This window comes from Enterobacter cloacae complex sp. IR5384 (assembly GCF_049237265.1).
Taxonomy (GTDB): domain Bacteria; phylum Pseudomonadota; class Gammaproteobacteria; order Enterobacterales; family Enterobacteriaceae; genus Enterobacter; species Enterobacter cloacae.
Genome location: NZ_JBMKHJ010000027.1, coordinates 1 through 14,013, shown reverse-complemented (window position 1 = coordinate 14,013; position 14,013 = coordinate 1). Strand labels below are relative to the sequence as shown.

11 protein-coding genes and 1 pseudogene are annotated in these 14,013 nt (G+C 55.8%); 5 read left to right on the top strand and 7 right to left on the bottom strand.

The genetic code is table 11. From position 1 onward, the window contains the following. Positions 1–10: 10 nt before the first annotated feature. From ACOTX3_RS18840 to ppiA, 5 genes are all read right to left on the bottom strand, one after another. Positions 11–2,578, bottom strand: coding sequence for a type VI secretion system Vgr family protein (locus ACOTX3_RS18840; RefSeq protein WP_080396563.1), 2,568 nt, complete (start codon positions 2,576–2,578; stop codon positions 11–13). 203 nt (positions 2,579–2,781) lie between these two features. Then, positions 2,782–4,002, bottom strand: a complete 1,221-nt coding sequence (gene argD, locus ACOTX3_RS18835; RefSeq protein WP_176601169.1) for a bifunctional acetylornithine/succinyldiaminopimelate transaminase — start codon at positions 4,000–4,002, stop codon at positions 2,782–2,784. An 86-nt stretch (positions 4,003–4,088) separates the two neighbouring features. Next, complete coding sequence (gene pabA, locus ACOTX3_RS18830) at positions 4,089–4,652, bottom strand: aminodeoxychorismate synthase component 2 (protein WP_058679230.1); 564 nt, start codon at positions 4,650–4,652, stop codon at positions 4,089–4,091. Between the two features lie 30 nt (positions 4,653–4,682). Continuing rightward, positions 4,683–5,267, bottom strand: a complete 585-nt coding sequence (locus tag ACOTX3_RS18825; protein ID WP_013099060.1) for a putative adenosine monophosphate-protein transferase Fic — start codon at positions 5,265–5,267, stop codon at positions 4,683–4,685. Between the two features lie 105 nt (positions 5,268–5,372). Then, positions 5,373–5,945, bottom strand: a complete 573-nt coding sequence (gene ppiA, locus ACOTX3_RS18820) for a peptidylprolyl isomerase A (RefSeq protein ID WP_013099061.1) — start codon at positions 5,943–5,945, stop codon at positions 5,373–5,375. A gap of 278 nt (positions 5,946–6,223) precedes the next feature. Here ppiA and tsgA point away from each other — a divergent pair, with 278 nt between their 5' ends. Then, entirely contained in the window at positions 6,224–7,408 is a 1,185-nt protein-coding gene (gene tsgA, locus ACOTX3_RS18815) for an MFS transporter TsgA (RefSeq protein WP_021242206.1), read from the top strand. An 18-nt stretch (positions 7,409–7,426) separates the two neighbouring features. Here the strand turns inward: tsgA and ACOTX3_RS18810 are convergent, their stop codons facing one another. Next, positions 7,427–8,728, bottom strand: a complete 1,302-nt coding sequence (locus ACOTX3_RS18810) for a cytosine deaminase (RefSeq protein WP_029882157.1) — start codon at positions 8,726–8,728, stop codon at positions 7,427–7,429. Between the two features lie 241 nt (positions 8,729–8,969). Here ACOTX3_RS18810 and nirB point away from each other — a divergent pair, with 241 nt between their 5' ends. The 4 genes from nirB (at position 8,970) to ACOTX3_RS18790 (ending at position 13,661) form a co-directional block, all read left to right on the top strand. Then, positions 8,970–11,513: a nitrite reductase large subunit NirB gene (gene nirB, locus ACOTX3_RS18805; RefSeq protein ID WP_058679231.1), complete on the top strand. Its 2,544-nt coding sequence runs from the start codon at positions 8,970–8,972 to the stop codon at positions 11,511–11,513. After that, positions 11,510–11,836 carry a nitrite reductase small subunit NirD gene (gene nirD / locus ACOTX3_RS18800; RefSeq protein ID WP_058679232.1) on the top strand — a complete coding sequence of 109 codons (327 nt, stop codon included), beginning with the start codon at positions 11,510–11,512 and terminating at the stop codon, positions 11,834–11,836. The genes nirB and nirD overlap by 4 nt, the downstream gene beginning before the upstream one ends. 135 nt (positions 11,837–11,971) lie before the next feature. After that, positions 11,972–13,345 carry a siroheme synthase CysG gene (gene cysG / locus ACOTX3_RS18795; RefSeq protein ID WP_038420738.1) on the top strand — a complete coding sequence of 458 codons (1,374 nt, stop codon included), beginning with the start codon at positions 11,972–11,974 and terminating at the stop codon, positions 13,343–13,345. Positions 13,346–13,490: 145 nt separating this feature from the next. After that, positions 13,491–13,661 (top strand): YhfL family protein, encoded by a 171-nt coding sequence (locus ACOTX3_RS18790; protein WP_008503029.1) that lies wholly within the window; start codon positions 13,491–13,493, stop codon positions 13,659–13,661. 118 nt (positions 13,662–13,779) lie between these two features. Here the strand turns inward: ACOTX3_RS18790 and ACOTX3_RS18785 are convergent. Then, positions 13,780–14,013: pseudogene (locus ACOTX3_RS18785) on the bottom strand (IS4 family transposase); the annotation flags it as partial.

Sequence of the window (14,013 nt, the reverse complement as noted above, 5' to 3'; positions counted from 1 at the left end):
ATCCTTCCAGTTAACCGATAAATGATGAAGAAGTGGCCTGAGTCAGCTTTGAATATGGAGGCCATGGGGTATCTGGTAATGGTTCGGGCAACTGATAAACAACTTTTGCCCCTTCTTCCGGAACATTTTTATGCAGAGCATAACCATTCTTATCAAGCTGTCCCTGTAGTACCTTTCCACCATCAAACGTCACCGTATAGGCAGCATCTGCTATCGGCTGATTACCCTGGTCAAAAAAATTCAGGGCAAGATTTACCATTCCGGTGATTTCACCTGGAAGCGTTGCCAGTGCCATTTTCTGGTTCGCTTTCTGCTGTCGATCATAATGCCCGGCTCTTGTTCGGTAATCCCCGAGCGTCGCAAATTCAATCGCGTTCGCATCCAGCGTGATATAACTTCCCCCTCCGTTCAGCGTGATCTTCTTCTTCGCAAGGATCTTGATTTCATCTTCCGTGCAGACGATGCTGATTTCTTTTCGTGCCAGCAATTCCATCAGATCGTTCTGAGCCTGCACCTGCACCGGCCCCTGGTTGGCGATAAGTTTTATACCGAGCTTTCTCACAAACACGCTCAGCGTGTTCCCCACCCCGATAAAGAAATCCTTCACCACGCTGAGATCGGCATTTTTCCCTGCCGCCGCTATCAGGTTCTGGCCCGCCGACAGTTGCAAGTGTTCACCGCTGACTATCCCTGCCCCCTGTGGCGCGCTCAGCAGAATCACCGCCTGCTTCAGGTCCTCCAGCTTCTCCTCCAGCAATGTCACCTGCGCCTGTAAATCTGCCGGGTTTGCCGTTGCCATCTGCGCATCATCCGATATCGCCTGCATCTGCGCCTGGGCATTACTCAGCAGGGCTGTCGCCGCGGCCATCTCACGCACCTGGCCCTGCGCCTTCGGCTGCCCGTCCGCGCTGATGAAGATCCCCTTCTGCGCCCGTATCGCGCCCCACGCATCTGTACGCAGCTCAAATCCCTCGCCACGGGGCTGTTTTTCACCGTCAACCAGATGCCCCAGGTTCAGCTGGCTCTTACCTCCGTAATCTGTGCTGACCTTGATATGCTCTTTTCCGCGCGTGTCATCGAGACGGATTTTATTGTTCGCTGGGGTGCGCAGGACGTTACGTCTGTAGTTCTGGATGGTGACGTGGTCGGCGTGCGCCGAGTCGTGCAGTACGCCAGCAATGTACGGCCGGTCAGGGTCACCCTGCTCAAAGGCTATCGCCACTTCCGTTCCTGCCAGCAGCGGCAGGTGCAGGCCATACGTGTCCCCCGCATACGGGCGTGCCTGACGCACCCACAGACTCTCCTCACCGGGCTGCCAGTGGTCGCGGTCCAGCAGCAGGTTCACCCGGTAGCGGCCGTCCCGGTCAATATGACCGTAGATATCGTTCTTCTTCGTGCTGGTCACCCGCGCTGGCAGCGTGCCCGCCATCACCGGTTTGTTACCCGACTGCGGGCGGAAGCAGTAATTCTCCGAATACGGGATTGCGTCAAATTCCACTTCATAACTGCGGTCGCGCCGGGCGAGACAGTGCATGCCGGTAATCACCACGCCCTTGCGGAAGGTGTCCGTCACCTCCAGCCCGCCGGTCACCTTCAGCTCCAGGCCCGGTGCCAGCGTCGCGCAATTTGTTTTCCCGTTCAGCCGGGTCTGGTTGTTCAGGTAGCGCTCGTGACGTAGCCGGGCATAGAACGCCCCGCTCTCTGGCGCCGGGTTGCGCTGCCCGACGCTGCCCGGGGTCAGGTAATTGTCACCCCAGTGGTACGCCTCGCCGTAGGTGGTGCTGTCGCCAGAAGTGACATCCGCGCTCAGGCTCATATCCTCAGGCGCGTTTCGGTAGTTGTAGTCGCGGGTGAATACCGACTGCTCCACCACGTTGTGGTGGCTCACTATCTCCCATACCGACTCCGTGCCGCTGTCGTGCTGCCCGGACGGCGGCACTGACGGCAGCGTAAGCCCCCGCTCGTAGTGCTGTGGGTCGTCGTGAAAAGCCACAACATCGATGTGAAGCCGGGTGTCAGCGGTGAAACGGAACCAGATACCCACCTCCCCGAGCAGGCGGGTGATAAAGCGCAGGTCGTCCTCACCATACTGCATCACCTGTTCGCGCCTGGGATACTCATTCGCAAGGGTGAAGACAAAATCCTCCCCGCGCATGCCGTGGCGGGTGCGCAGGATATGCTCCACAATCTGTGGTACCGACATGTCCTGGTAAATCAGGTTCTGGTGGCTGCGTGAGAGCAGCGCAAGCCGCGGCTGAAGGGTCAGGAAGTAGCGGGTTTCATCTTTTGATGTTGAGAGACGTTCAAACGCCGTCACTACGCCCTGAATCGTGCGCACCGGCTGCCGGAATTTAATTCCGAAGCCCTGATCCACCGGTGCCTGAAGGATGAAGGTTGCGTCCTGCATCAGCATCTGCTGCGCCGTGATGGCGTGGTCGGTGCTGGTGAACTCTGTCACGTAACGGAACGGCTCGCTCAGTGCCTCATGGCCTTCAAAGGCCAGCACGTCCAGGGGAGAAGAACAGCCACGCACTGTTAACAGATGGTGGCTGTGATCGAAACTAATCTTATTAAGCATGGTGGATAATATTTCCCTAAAAATCCAACAGCTCATTTATAAGACTAAAAAAGTGCCAGGTAAATATAAAACTTAAATATTATCAAATATTTACGCGGTACATGTTTATATAAAAAATATCACCATCAAGAATAATTTATTCACTGCTTTCAGCCTCTGCTCAAAAATAAATAATCATTTTTTGTACTTGATTATGATATTAATCATATACAGGTGATTGATTTAACCGCCGCGGCAAAGCGGGCTAATCCATCTTCAATATCGTTCTCTTCGACCACCAGCGACGGCGCAAAGCGCATCACGTCCGGGCCGGCGTTGAGTACCATCACCCCTTCGTGAGCAGCGGCGTGCAGGAAATCGCGTGCGCGGCCTTTGTACTGCGGCTTCAGCTCAGCGCCAATCAGTAGTCCCATGCCACGGATCTCGCTGAAGACGTCGTACGTTTCGTCGATCTGCTGCAGATGTTTCACGAACAGCTCGCGCTTCGCCTGAACGCCGCTTAATACCTCCGGCGTATTGATGATATCAAACGCCGCACCGGCGATGGCGCAGGCCAGCGGGTTTCCGCCGTAGGTGGAGCCGTGAGAGCCAACGTGGAACGCGGAAGCGATCTCCTGGGTAGTGAGCACCGCGCTGACCGGGAAGCCGCCGCCGAGCGCTTTGGCGCTGGTCAGAATATCCGGCGTCACGCCGTAGTGCATATAGGCGAACAGGGAGCCGGTACGCCCCATCCCGCTCTGGACTTCATCAAACACCAGCAGCGCCTGATGCTGATCGCACAGCACGCGCAGCCCTTTGAGGAATTCCGGCGTTGCCGCCGTCACGCCGCCTTCACCCTGAATCGGCTCAACCACGACCGCGCAGGTATGATCATCCATCACCGCTTTCACCGCATGCAGATCGTTAAACGGCACATGAATGATATCGGCGGGTTTCGGACCAAAGCCGTCGGAATACTTCGGCTGGCCGCCAACGGAAACGGTAAACAGTGAACGACCGTGGAAAGCGTTATGGAAAGCGATGATTTTGGTTTTGTATGGGCTGTGGCGTGTGGAAGCGTAGTAGCGCGCCAGCTTGAAGGCGGTTTCGTTGGCTTCGGTCCCGGAGTTCATAAACAGCACGCGCTCGGCGAAAGTCGCGTCAATGATCTTGCGCCCCAGGCGCAATGCCGGTTCGTTGGTAAAGACGTTGCTGGTGTGCCACAGGGTTTCGCCCTGGGTTTTCAGTGCCTCGACCAGTGCAGGATGGCAATGCCCCAGCGCCGTCACCGCAATCCCCCCGGCGAAATCCACGTACTCTTTCCCCTGCTGATCCCAGACGCGGCTGCCTTTTCCCTTTACCGGGATAAACTCGGCCGGTGCATAAATCGGCAGAATGACTTCATCGAATGTCGCGCGGGTAATTGCAGATTGTTCAGTTGCCATGTCATGACCATCCATTTTATGTCACATTGATTGTGAAAATATAATCACAAAATATGCATAAAAAATCACAGCAAGGCAACAGATATTCAGCGATTGAGGAAATTAGCCAGCAGCTGGTGCCCCTGTTCGCTGAGAATACTCTCCGGGTGGAACTGCACCCCTTCGAGATCCCATTCACGATGGCGAATGCCCATGATCTCCTGCGTCTCGCTCCAGGCGGTCACCTCAAAGCAGTCGGGCAGCGTCGGCGGGTCAATCACCAGAGAATGGTAGCGCGTGACGGTTAACGGGTTATTTAACCCGCTAAACACGCCCGTGCCGGTGTGGGTAACCGGGGAGGTTTTACCGTGCATCACCCTGGCAGCACGGACGATGGTGGCGCCAAACACCTGCCCGATGGCCTGATGGCCAAGGCAGACGCCAAGAATCGGCAGCCTGCCGGCGTAGTAGCGGATCACATCCAGAGAGATTCCCGATTCCGATGGGGTACACGACCCCGGCGAGATAACGATTTTCTTTGGGGCCAGCGCGTCAATCTCGGTCAGGCTGATGTCGTCGTTACGGCGGACAACCACCTCTGCACCCAGTTCACAAAAATACTGGTAAAGGTTCCAGGTGAAGGAATCGTAGTTATCAATCAGCAGAATCATGGCGGCTCCCGAAAAAAATGCCGCCCTATTCTACTCAGATTCCCGCGCTTCGCTCACTACTTTGGCAAAGATAGCGTTCAGGGCGGACAAATCTCCCGTTGCGCCGCTCTGGTTAGCCGCGACCCACTGCTCAGGATCGATATCGCGCCAGTCCAGCAGGTAACCCGCATGGATCGCCAGCTGTTCAAAGAAAACACGCTGCGCAATGCCATTACCGCTGGCAAAAGGATGCAGCATATTGATTTCACAATAGTAATGGCTTATCCGCTCGATAAACTCCTCTTTCTGAAGACCCACCAGGTACCGGTCGCTTTCCAGTGCCGACATCAATTCATTGCCCATCTTCTCAATGTATTCGAAATGGCAAAAAGGAATGTCCCCTTTGAAAATATCGTCCGTACGGTATTCACCTGCCCGTTTCATCTCTCTGCGATACAGATGGCGGTGAATAAGGCACAGATGGGGCAACCCAGGCGCTGAAGGCCCAAGTTCCAGCGTCTCAATCTGGGGATCTGAAGGACCATGACCCTTTTCAAGGAGACAACTGGCCTGAAAATTGACGTTACGCTGCTGCTCCCAGAGACGGGATTTTTGCTTATCGGTGAGTTTTTTCACTTAACGCCTCCCTGAATATGTCCGTTTGCCAAAGTATAAGCAGCAAAACGCGCTTTCGCAGGGAGGGCTAACAACACGGGCGAGACGCGCCCGTGTCAAAGAGGGTTACGGCAGTACTTTTGCAGAGAGGATCACGACCGGTTTGGATGGTACATTCTGGTATGGCCCAACGTCGTGGGTCTGTACCTGAGAAATCTTGTCCGCCACGTCCATCCCTTTTACCACTTTACCAAACACCGCATAGCCGAAGTCACGCTGGCCGTGGTCGAGGAAGGCGTTATCCGCCACGTTGATAAAGAACTGGCTGGTAGCGCTGTCTTTATCCGCCGTACGCGCCATGGCGATGGTGCCACGGGTGTTCAGCAGGCCGTTGTCCGCTTCGTTTTTGATCGGTGGATTCGGCTGTTTCTGCTGCATCTGCTCGTTGAAACCGCCGCCCTGCACCATAAAGCCTGGGATCACGCGGTGGAAGGTGGTGTTGTTGTAAAAGCCGCTGTTTACGTAGTCGAGGAAGTTTTTCACAGAAACCGGGGCTTTCTGGCTATTCAGTTCCAGCTCAATATTCCCTGCGGAGGTGGTCAGCAGAACATGAGGGTCCCCTTTTGCTGCCAGCGCAGCCGGGGAAACGGCAGAAAGAGCAAACACAGCTGCGACAGCCGCCAGTGTTGATTTGAGCATGAGAATTCCTTAACAAAGCGCAGTATAAAAAGCGAATGGCTTGATTCTAAAGAGCAGTATGAACGGAGACCAGCCTTTTACCTAATTTTACGAAATTGAAACAGTTGTTACCGCGCAAACGATTGGTTATGACGCAATTTTATGTGATCACGATCACATAAAAACCTGCAATGAAGCTCATATTTTCTTTAAAAGATATGAATGGATCACTTTCACGACTAAAATCTGCCCGCTCTCAGCGCCTATCCGGCGCTTTTCTTTTCCTGAACAGGCCAGACATGACTAACAGCAATCGTATCAAGCTCACATGGATCAGCTTCTTCTCCTACGCCCTGACCGGCGCGTTGGTGATCGTCACCGGGATGGTGATGGGAAATATCGCAGACTACTTCCAGCTGCCCGTTTCCAGCATGAGTAACACCTTCACCTTCCTCAACGCGGGGATCCTGATCTCCATTTTCCTGAATGCCTGGCTGATGGAAATTGTTCCGCTGAAAACGCAGCTGCGTTTTGGTTTTGTGCTGATGGTCGCCGCCGTGGCGGGTCTGATGCTGAGCCACAGCATCGCCCTGTTCTCCGCCGCCATGTTCGTGCTCGGTCTGGTCAGCGGGATCACCATGTCGATTGGTACCTTCCTGATTACCCATATGTATGAAGGCCGTCAGCGCGGCGCGCGCCTGCTGTTTACCGACTCCTTCTTCAGCATGGCCGGGATGATTTTCCCGATGGTCGCGGCCGTTCTGCTGGCGCGCAGCATTGAGTGGTACTGGGTCTACGCTTGTATCGGCCTGGTTTACGTGGCCATCTTCATCCTGACCTTCGGCTGCGAATTCCCGGTTCTGGGTAAAAAAGCACAGACCACGGCAGAGCCTGTGGCGAAAGAGAAATGGGGTATCGGCGTACTGTTCCTCTCCATTGCCGCACTGTGCTACATCCTGGGTCAGCTGGGCTTTATCTCCTGGGTGCCGGAATACGCCAAAGGTCTGGGCATGAGCCTGAACGACGCGGGTAAACTGGTGAGCGATTTCTGGATGTCTTACATGTTTGGCATGTGGGCGTTTAGCTTCATCCTGCGCTTCTTCGATCTGCAGCGCATCCTGACCGTGCTGGCAGGCCTGGCTACCGTGCTGATGTATCTGTTCATCAACGGTTCGCCGGAGCATATGCCGTGGTTCATTCTGACCCTGGGCTTCTTCTCAAGCGCCATTTACACGTCGATCATCACTCTGGGCTCCCTGCAGACCAAAGTGGCCTCGCCGAAGCTGGTGAACTTCGTACTGACCTGCGGCACAATCGGCACCATGCTGACCTTTGTGGTGACGGGCCCGATCGTCGCCCACAGCGGTCCGCTGGCGGCGCTGCACACCGCTAACGGCCTGTACGCCGTGGTGTTCATCATGTGCTTCATCCTGGGCTTTGTAACCCGCCACCGCCAGCATAACGCTGCAGCGGCGTCGCACTAATCCCTGCGCCCCTCTGCGCTACGCAGAGGGGCTGTTTCTGGCAAAACTTATCTCTTCTCCCCCGCTATCCATCTGGATCCAGGTCTGCGCCAGCTGCGTGGTGGCAATAATCCGCCCCTGCCGAATGGACCAGCGCACCGGCACCTGACAGCGTACCGCCTCAAACCCACTCTCTGCAGGCAAAATCACCAGGTTCGCCGGGTTACCCGTCTCAATACCGTAATCGCTCAGGCCAAAGGTGCGGGCGCTGTTATGGGTGATCAGGTTCAGGCCGCTGTCAATTTGCGGGTAGCCCATCATCTGGCAGACGTGCAGCCCCATATGCAGCACCTGCAGCATATTGCCGGTACCGAGCGGATACCATGGATCAAACACATCATCATGACCAAAGCAGACGTTAATGCCCGCCGCCTGTAGCTCCTTCACGCGGGTAATGCCCCTACGCTTCGGATAGTCGTCAAAGCGCCCCTGCAGGTGGATATTCACCAGCGGATTCGCCACGAAGTTAATACCCGACATCTTCAGCAGGCGGAACAGCCGCGAGGTGTACGCGCCGTTGTAAGAGTGCATGGCGGTGGTGTGGCTGGCCGTGACCCGCGCGCCAATGCCAGCTTCATAGGCCAGCGTGGCGACCGTCTCCACAAAGCGGGACTGCTCATCGTCGATTTCATCACAATGAATATCCAGCGGACGGTCGTATTTCTTCGCCAGGTCAAAGGCGATATGCAAGGACTGCACGCCGTATTCCCGGGTGAATTCGAAGTGCGGGATGGCACCCACCACATCCGCGCCCAGCGTTAATGCCTCTTCCAGCAGCGCCGCGCCGTTCGGGTAAGAGAGAATGCCTTCCTGCGGGAATGCCACGATTTGCAGCGTCACCCACGGGGCGACCTCCTGTTTAACCTCCAGCATCGCCTTCAGGGCGGTAAGCGTCGGGTCGGAGACATCCACGTGGGTGCGGACAAACTGGATCCCGTTGGCAATTTGCCACTTCAGCGTTTTCCATGCGCGCGCTTTGACATCTTCATGGCTGAGCAGCGCCTTACGCTCCGCCCAGCGTTCAATCCCTTCAAACAGCGTGCCGGACTGGTTCCAGTGTGGCTCGCCCGCCGTCTGCGTGGTATCCAGGTGAATATGCGGCTCAATAAACGGTGGAATGGCAAGTCCGCCGCGGGCATTTAAGACCTCATAGCTTTCGCTGTGGGTCTCGTCCATGGGCGTGATAGCACCAAACCGACCGTTCTCGATGGCGATCTGCCACAGCCCTTCGCGATCCGGTAAACGAACATTCTGCACAAGCCAAAGCGGTGTTGTAGACATACCTTTCCCCTGAAAAACGCGGCTGAAATTAAGGAGTATCTGTTTTTCCAAAAATAGCCACTCTTTTTGTACATAAAATCGACGACAACGAAAAGCCAGCGATTTCCATAACTTAGAAAAATCCTGACAAATCATACATCTACCACCTAGGGAGTAGGCGAAGGCGTATTTGATTTGCATCAATAAGTGCCCCTGCTGAATCGTTAAGGTAGGCAGTAATAGAAAAGAAATCGAGGCAAAAATGAGCAAAGTCAGACTCGCTATCATCGGTAACGGCATGGTCGGCCACCGCTTTATTGAGGATCTTCTCGATAAAGCCAGCGCTGAGCAGTTCGATATTACCGTGTTCTGTGAAGAACCCCGCAAGGCGTACGACCGTGTGCACTTGTCTTCCTACTTCTCCCATCATACCGCCGAAGAGCTCTCTCTGGTGCGTGAAGGTTTCTATGAGAAGCATGGCGTAAAAGTGCTGGTGGGCGAACGCGCTATCACCATCAACCGTCAGGAGAAAGTGATCCACTCCAGCGCTGGCCGTACGGTTTTTTACGACAAGCTGATCATGGCGACTGGCTCATATCCGTGGATCCCGCCTATCAAAGGTTCGGAAACGCAGGATTGCTTCGTTTACCGTACCATTGAAGATCTTAACGCCATCGAATCCTGCGCACGCCGCAGTAAACGCGGCGCGGTGGTCGGGGGCGGCCTGCTGGGTCTGGAAGCAGCCGGAGCGTTGAAAAACCTCGGCGTTGAAACGCACGTCATCGAATTTGCCCCGATGCTGATGGCCGAACAGCTGGACCACATGGGTGGCGATCAGCTGCGCCGTAAGATTGAAAGCATGGGCGTGAAAGTCCACACCAGCAAAAACACCAAAGAGATTGTGCAGGAAGGCACCGAAGCGCGTAAAACCATGCGCTTTGCCGACGGCAGCGAGCTCGAAGTTGACTTTATCGTCTTCTCCACCGGTATTCGCCCACGCGACAAGCTGGCCACCCAGTGCGGTCTGGCGGTTGCCCAGCGCGGCGGGATCATGGTGAACGATACCTGCCAGACCTCCGACCCGGATATCTATGCTATCGGCGAATGTGCCAGCTGGAATAACCGAGTGTACGGTCTTGTGGCGCCGGGCTACAAAATGGCGCAGGTCGCCGTTGACCATATCCTCGGAAACGAAAACGCCTTCGAAGGCGCGGACTTGAGCGCCAAGCTGAAGCTGCTGGGCGTGGACGTGGGCGGCATCGGCGATGCGCATGGACGCACGCCGGGCGCGCGCAGCTACGTTTATCTCGACGAGAGCAAAGAGATCTATAAACGCCTGATCGTCAGCCAGGACAACAAAACCCTGCTCGGCGCGGTGCTGGTGGGCGACACCAGCGACTACGGCAACCTGCTGCAACTGGTGCTGAACGCCATCGAACTGCCGGAGAATCCGGACGCGCTGATCCTCCCGGCGCACGCTGCCAGCGGCAAGCCGTCTATCGGCGTCGATAAACTGCCGGACAGCGCGCAGATCTGCTCCTGCTTCGACGTCACCAAAGGCATGTTGATCTCCGCCATCAACAAAGGCTGTCACACCGTTGCGGCGCTGAAAGCGGAAACCAAAGCCGGAACCGGCTGCGGCGGCTGTATCCCTCTGGTCACACAGGTGCTTAACGCCGAACTGGCGAAACAGGGCATCGAAGTGAACAACAACCTGTGCGAGCACTTCACGTACTCTCGCCAGGAGCTGTATCACCTGATCCGCGTGGAAGGCATTAAATCCTTCGACGAACTGCTGGCCAAGCACGGCCAGGGCTATGGCTGCGAAGTGTGTAAACCGACCGTCGGCTCCCTGCTGGCCTCTTGCTGGAATGAGTACATCCTCAAACCAGAACATACGCCGCTGCAGGACACCAACGACAACTTCCTGGCAAATATCCAGAAAGACGGGACTTACTCCGTTATCCCACGCTCTGCGGGCGGTGAAATCACCCCGGAAGGGCTGGTGGCCGTGGGCCGTATCGCGCGTGAATTTAACCTCTACACCAAAATCACCGGTTCCCAGCGTATCGGCCTGTTTGGTGCACAGAAAGATGACCTGCCGGAGATCTGGCGTCAGCTGATTGAGGCGGGCTTCGAAACCGGTCACGCGTATGCCAAAGCGCTGCGCATGGCGAAAACCTGCGTGGGCAGCACCTGGTGCCGCTACGGCGTGGGCGACAGCGTGGGCTTCGGCGTCGAGCTGGAAAACCGCTACAAAGGCATTCGTACCCCGCACAAAATGAAGTTCGGCGTCTCCGGCTGTACCCGTGAATGTGCCGAAGCGCAGGGGAAAGACGTGGGGATCATCGCCACCGAGAAAGGCTGGAACCTGTACGTCTGCGGTAACGGCGGGATGAAACCACGCCACGCTGACCTGCTGGCGGCCGATCTTGACCACGACACGCTGATTCAGTATCTCGACCGCTTCATGATGTTCTACATCCGTACCGCCGACAAACTGACCCGTACCGCTTCCTGGCTGGATAATCTGGAGGGTGGCATCGACTACCTCAAGTCGGTCATCATCGACGACAAGCTGGGGCTGAACGAACATCTGGAAGCCGAGATGGCGCGCCTGCGCGCGGCGGTGATTTGCGAGTGGACGGAAACCGTCAACACGCCAGCGGCACAGACACGCTTCAAACACTTCATCAACAGCACCCAGCGCGACCCGAACGTGCAGGTAGTAGCAGAGCGCGAACAGCATCGTCCGGCGACACCTTATGAACGTATTCCGGTGACGCTGGTGGAGGAAAACGCATGAGCCAGTGGGTAAACATCTGCAACATTAACGACATTCTGCCGGCAACCGGCGTCTGTGCGCTGCTGGGAAACGAGCAGGTCGCGATTTTCCGCCCTCGCCACGACGAACAGGTTTTTGCCATCAGCAATATCGACCCGTTTTTTGAGGCCAGCGTCCTCTCCCGCGGGCTGATTGCCGAGCATAAGGGTGAACTGTGGGTCGCCAGTCCGCTGAAAAAACAGCGTTTCCGTTTAAGCGACGGACTGTGCATGGAAGATGAAAGCTACTCGGTGAAGCACTACGACGTTCGCGTGAAGGACGGCCAGGTGCAGTTAAAAGCCTAACCCCCCGCCTTTCCTATAGGAAAGGCTTATGACCCCTTATGGGTAACGGCAGGAAAAACCGTATGTTTCCGGCGATTCCTGCTGTTATTCTGACGTCAATTCTTACCCCCTCCATGAATGCTGTGAGGTAATGTCGTGGACCACCTGCCGATTTTCTGTCAATTACGCCATCGCGACTGCCTGCTTGTGGGTGGCGGCGATGTGGCTGAACGCAAAGCCCGCTTGCTGTTAGAGGCAGGTGCCCGTCTTACGGTTAACGCCCTCGCCTTCGCACCACAGTTTGAAGCCTGGGCGAAGGAAGGGATGCTCACGCTGAATCAGGGGGAGTTTAACGAGTCCCTACTGGATACCTGCTGGCTGACTATTGCCGCGACGGATGACGATGAAGTGAATCAGCGCGTTAGCGATGCCTGCGAAGCGCGCCGTATATTCTGCAACGTGGTGGATGCGCCGAAAGAAGCCAGCTTTATCATGCCGTCGATAATCGACCGTTCACCGCTGATGATTGCGGTGTCGTCAGGTGGCCGCTCGCCGGTTCTCGCCCGCCTGTTGCGGGAAAAACTGGAAGCACTGCTGCCGCAACATCTTGGGCAAATTGCCCACTATGCAGGGCAACTGCGTTCACGAGTGAAGCAAACCTTCGCGACCGTGGGCGAGCGCCGTCGCTTCTGGGAAAAATTCTTCGTCAATGACCGGCTGGCCCAGTCGCTGGCCAATCAGGACGTGAAGGCGGTTGAAGAGACGACCGAGCAGTTACTCTCTGAACCGCTGGATCATCGTGGCGAGGTGGTGCTGGTAGGCGCAGGCCCCGGCGATGCGGGATTACTGACGCTGAAAGGACTCCAGCAGATCCAGCAGGCCGATACCGTTGTGTATGACCGTCTGGTCTCCGATGAGATCATGAATCTGGTACGTCGCGATGCGGACCGGGTGTTTGTGGGTAAACGTGCGGGTTATCACTGTGTGCCGCAGGAAGAGATTAACCAGATCCTGCTGCGGGAAGCGCAAAAAGGAAAACGTGTGGTGCGCCTGAAGGGCGGGGATCCGTTTATCTTTGGTCGCGGCGGCGAGGAACTGGAAACCCTCTGCAACGCAGGTATTCCGTTCTCTGTGGTGCCTGGCATTACGGCGGCATCCGGCTGTTCGGCATACTCCGGTATTCCATTGACCCATCGTGATTACGCGCAGAGCGTGCGTCTGGTAACGGGGCACCTGAAAACCGGCAGCGAACTGGACTGGCACAACCTGGCCGCCGAAAAGCAGACGCTGGTCTTCTATATGGGGCTGAATCAGGCCGCTACGATCCAGGCGAAATTACTGGAACACGGCATGGAAGCGGATATGCCCGTCGCGCTGGTGGAAAACGGCACCTCCATTAGGCAGCGCGTGGTAAATGGGGTGCTGACGCAGTTGGGTGAGCTGTCGCAGCAGGTTGAAAGCCCGGCGCTGATAATAGTCGGCCGCGTGGTCGAGCTGCGCGATAAACTCAACTGGTTCTCAAATCACTAGCGCATATTCTCCCTTCTTCGAGTAGTCCTTAACCGGACTACTCCCCTGTTACTGCTGTCGATAACATACCTCCCGCGAAATGGAACTTTTCCATTTATTCCCTCGTGTTACATCCAATTTAGTTTTTTTAAGACAAGGAATGCGTATGTTCAAACTGGCTAAAGCTGCCGTTCTGGTAGGCCTGTTATCGACTCTGACGGCCTGCACCGGCCACGTGCAAAACACCAAAAATAACTGCAGCTACGATTACCTGCTGCACCCGGCGATCTCCATTTCGAAGATCATCGGGGGTTGTGGCCCGGCGGCACAGCAGTAAGCTGTTTTACAGGTGTAAAAAAACCGGGGATTCCCCGGTTTTTTTGTTTAGAAAAGTGCGGCGTGATGCCCTCACCCTGGCCCTCTCCCACAGGGCTGAGGGATCCCCAGTAATATGGTCATGCCACCATGACCATATTACTGTACTCTTTTCCCAGCTTTTTCATCTCGTTAACTATATTCAGCCGTCTCACTTTCCCGGGCTCATGCCGGATGACTTCTTCTGCCAGACTCAGGTATGACAGCACCCGTCTGTGCCTGATGCTGCTTGCCTGATAGTGCCAGTGTAAACACTGCCTTTCTGCCCTGTAACCTGCCAGCCACATCACCAGGCTTGCCATTGCCGCGACCAT

Bases quoted from the DNA above. Each gene is read 5' to 3' on its own strand.
- pabA (WP_058679230.1), bottom strand. From the start codon at position 4,652: ATGATTCTGCTGATTGATAACTACGATTCCTTCACCTGGAACCTTTAC.
- nirB (WP_058679231.1), top strand. From the start codon at position 8,970: ATGAGCAAAGTCAGACTCGCTATCATCGGTAACGGCATGGTCGGCCAC.
- ACOTX3_RS18790 (WP_008503029.1), top strand. From the start codon at position 13,491: ATGTTCAAACTGGCTAAAGCTGCCGTTCTGGTAGGCCTGTTATCGACT.
- ppiA (WP_013099061.1), bottom strand. From the start codon at position 5,945: ATGCTCAAATCAACACTGGCGGCTGTCGCAGCTGTGTTTGCTCTTTCT.
- ACOTX3_RS18810 (WP_029882157.1), bottom strand. From the start codon at position 8,728: ATGTCTACAACACCGCTTTGGCTTGTGCAGAATGTTCGTTTACCGGAT.
- nirD (WP_058679232.1), top strand. From the start codon at position 11,510: ATGAGCCAGTGGGTAAACATCTGCAACATTAACGACATTCTGCCGGCA.
- tsgA (WP_021242206.1), top strand. From the start codon at position 6,224: ATGACTAACAGCAATCGTATCAAGCTCACATGGATCAGCTTCTTCTCC.
- argD (WP_176601169.1), bottom strand. From the start codon at position 4,002: ATGGCAACTGAACAATCTGCAATTACCCGCGCGACATTCGATGAAGTC.
- ACOTX3_RS18840 (WP_080396563.1), bottom strand. From the start codon at position 2,578: ATGCTTAATAAGATTAGTTTCGATCACAGCCACCATCTGTTAACAGTG.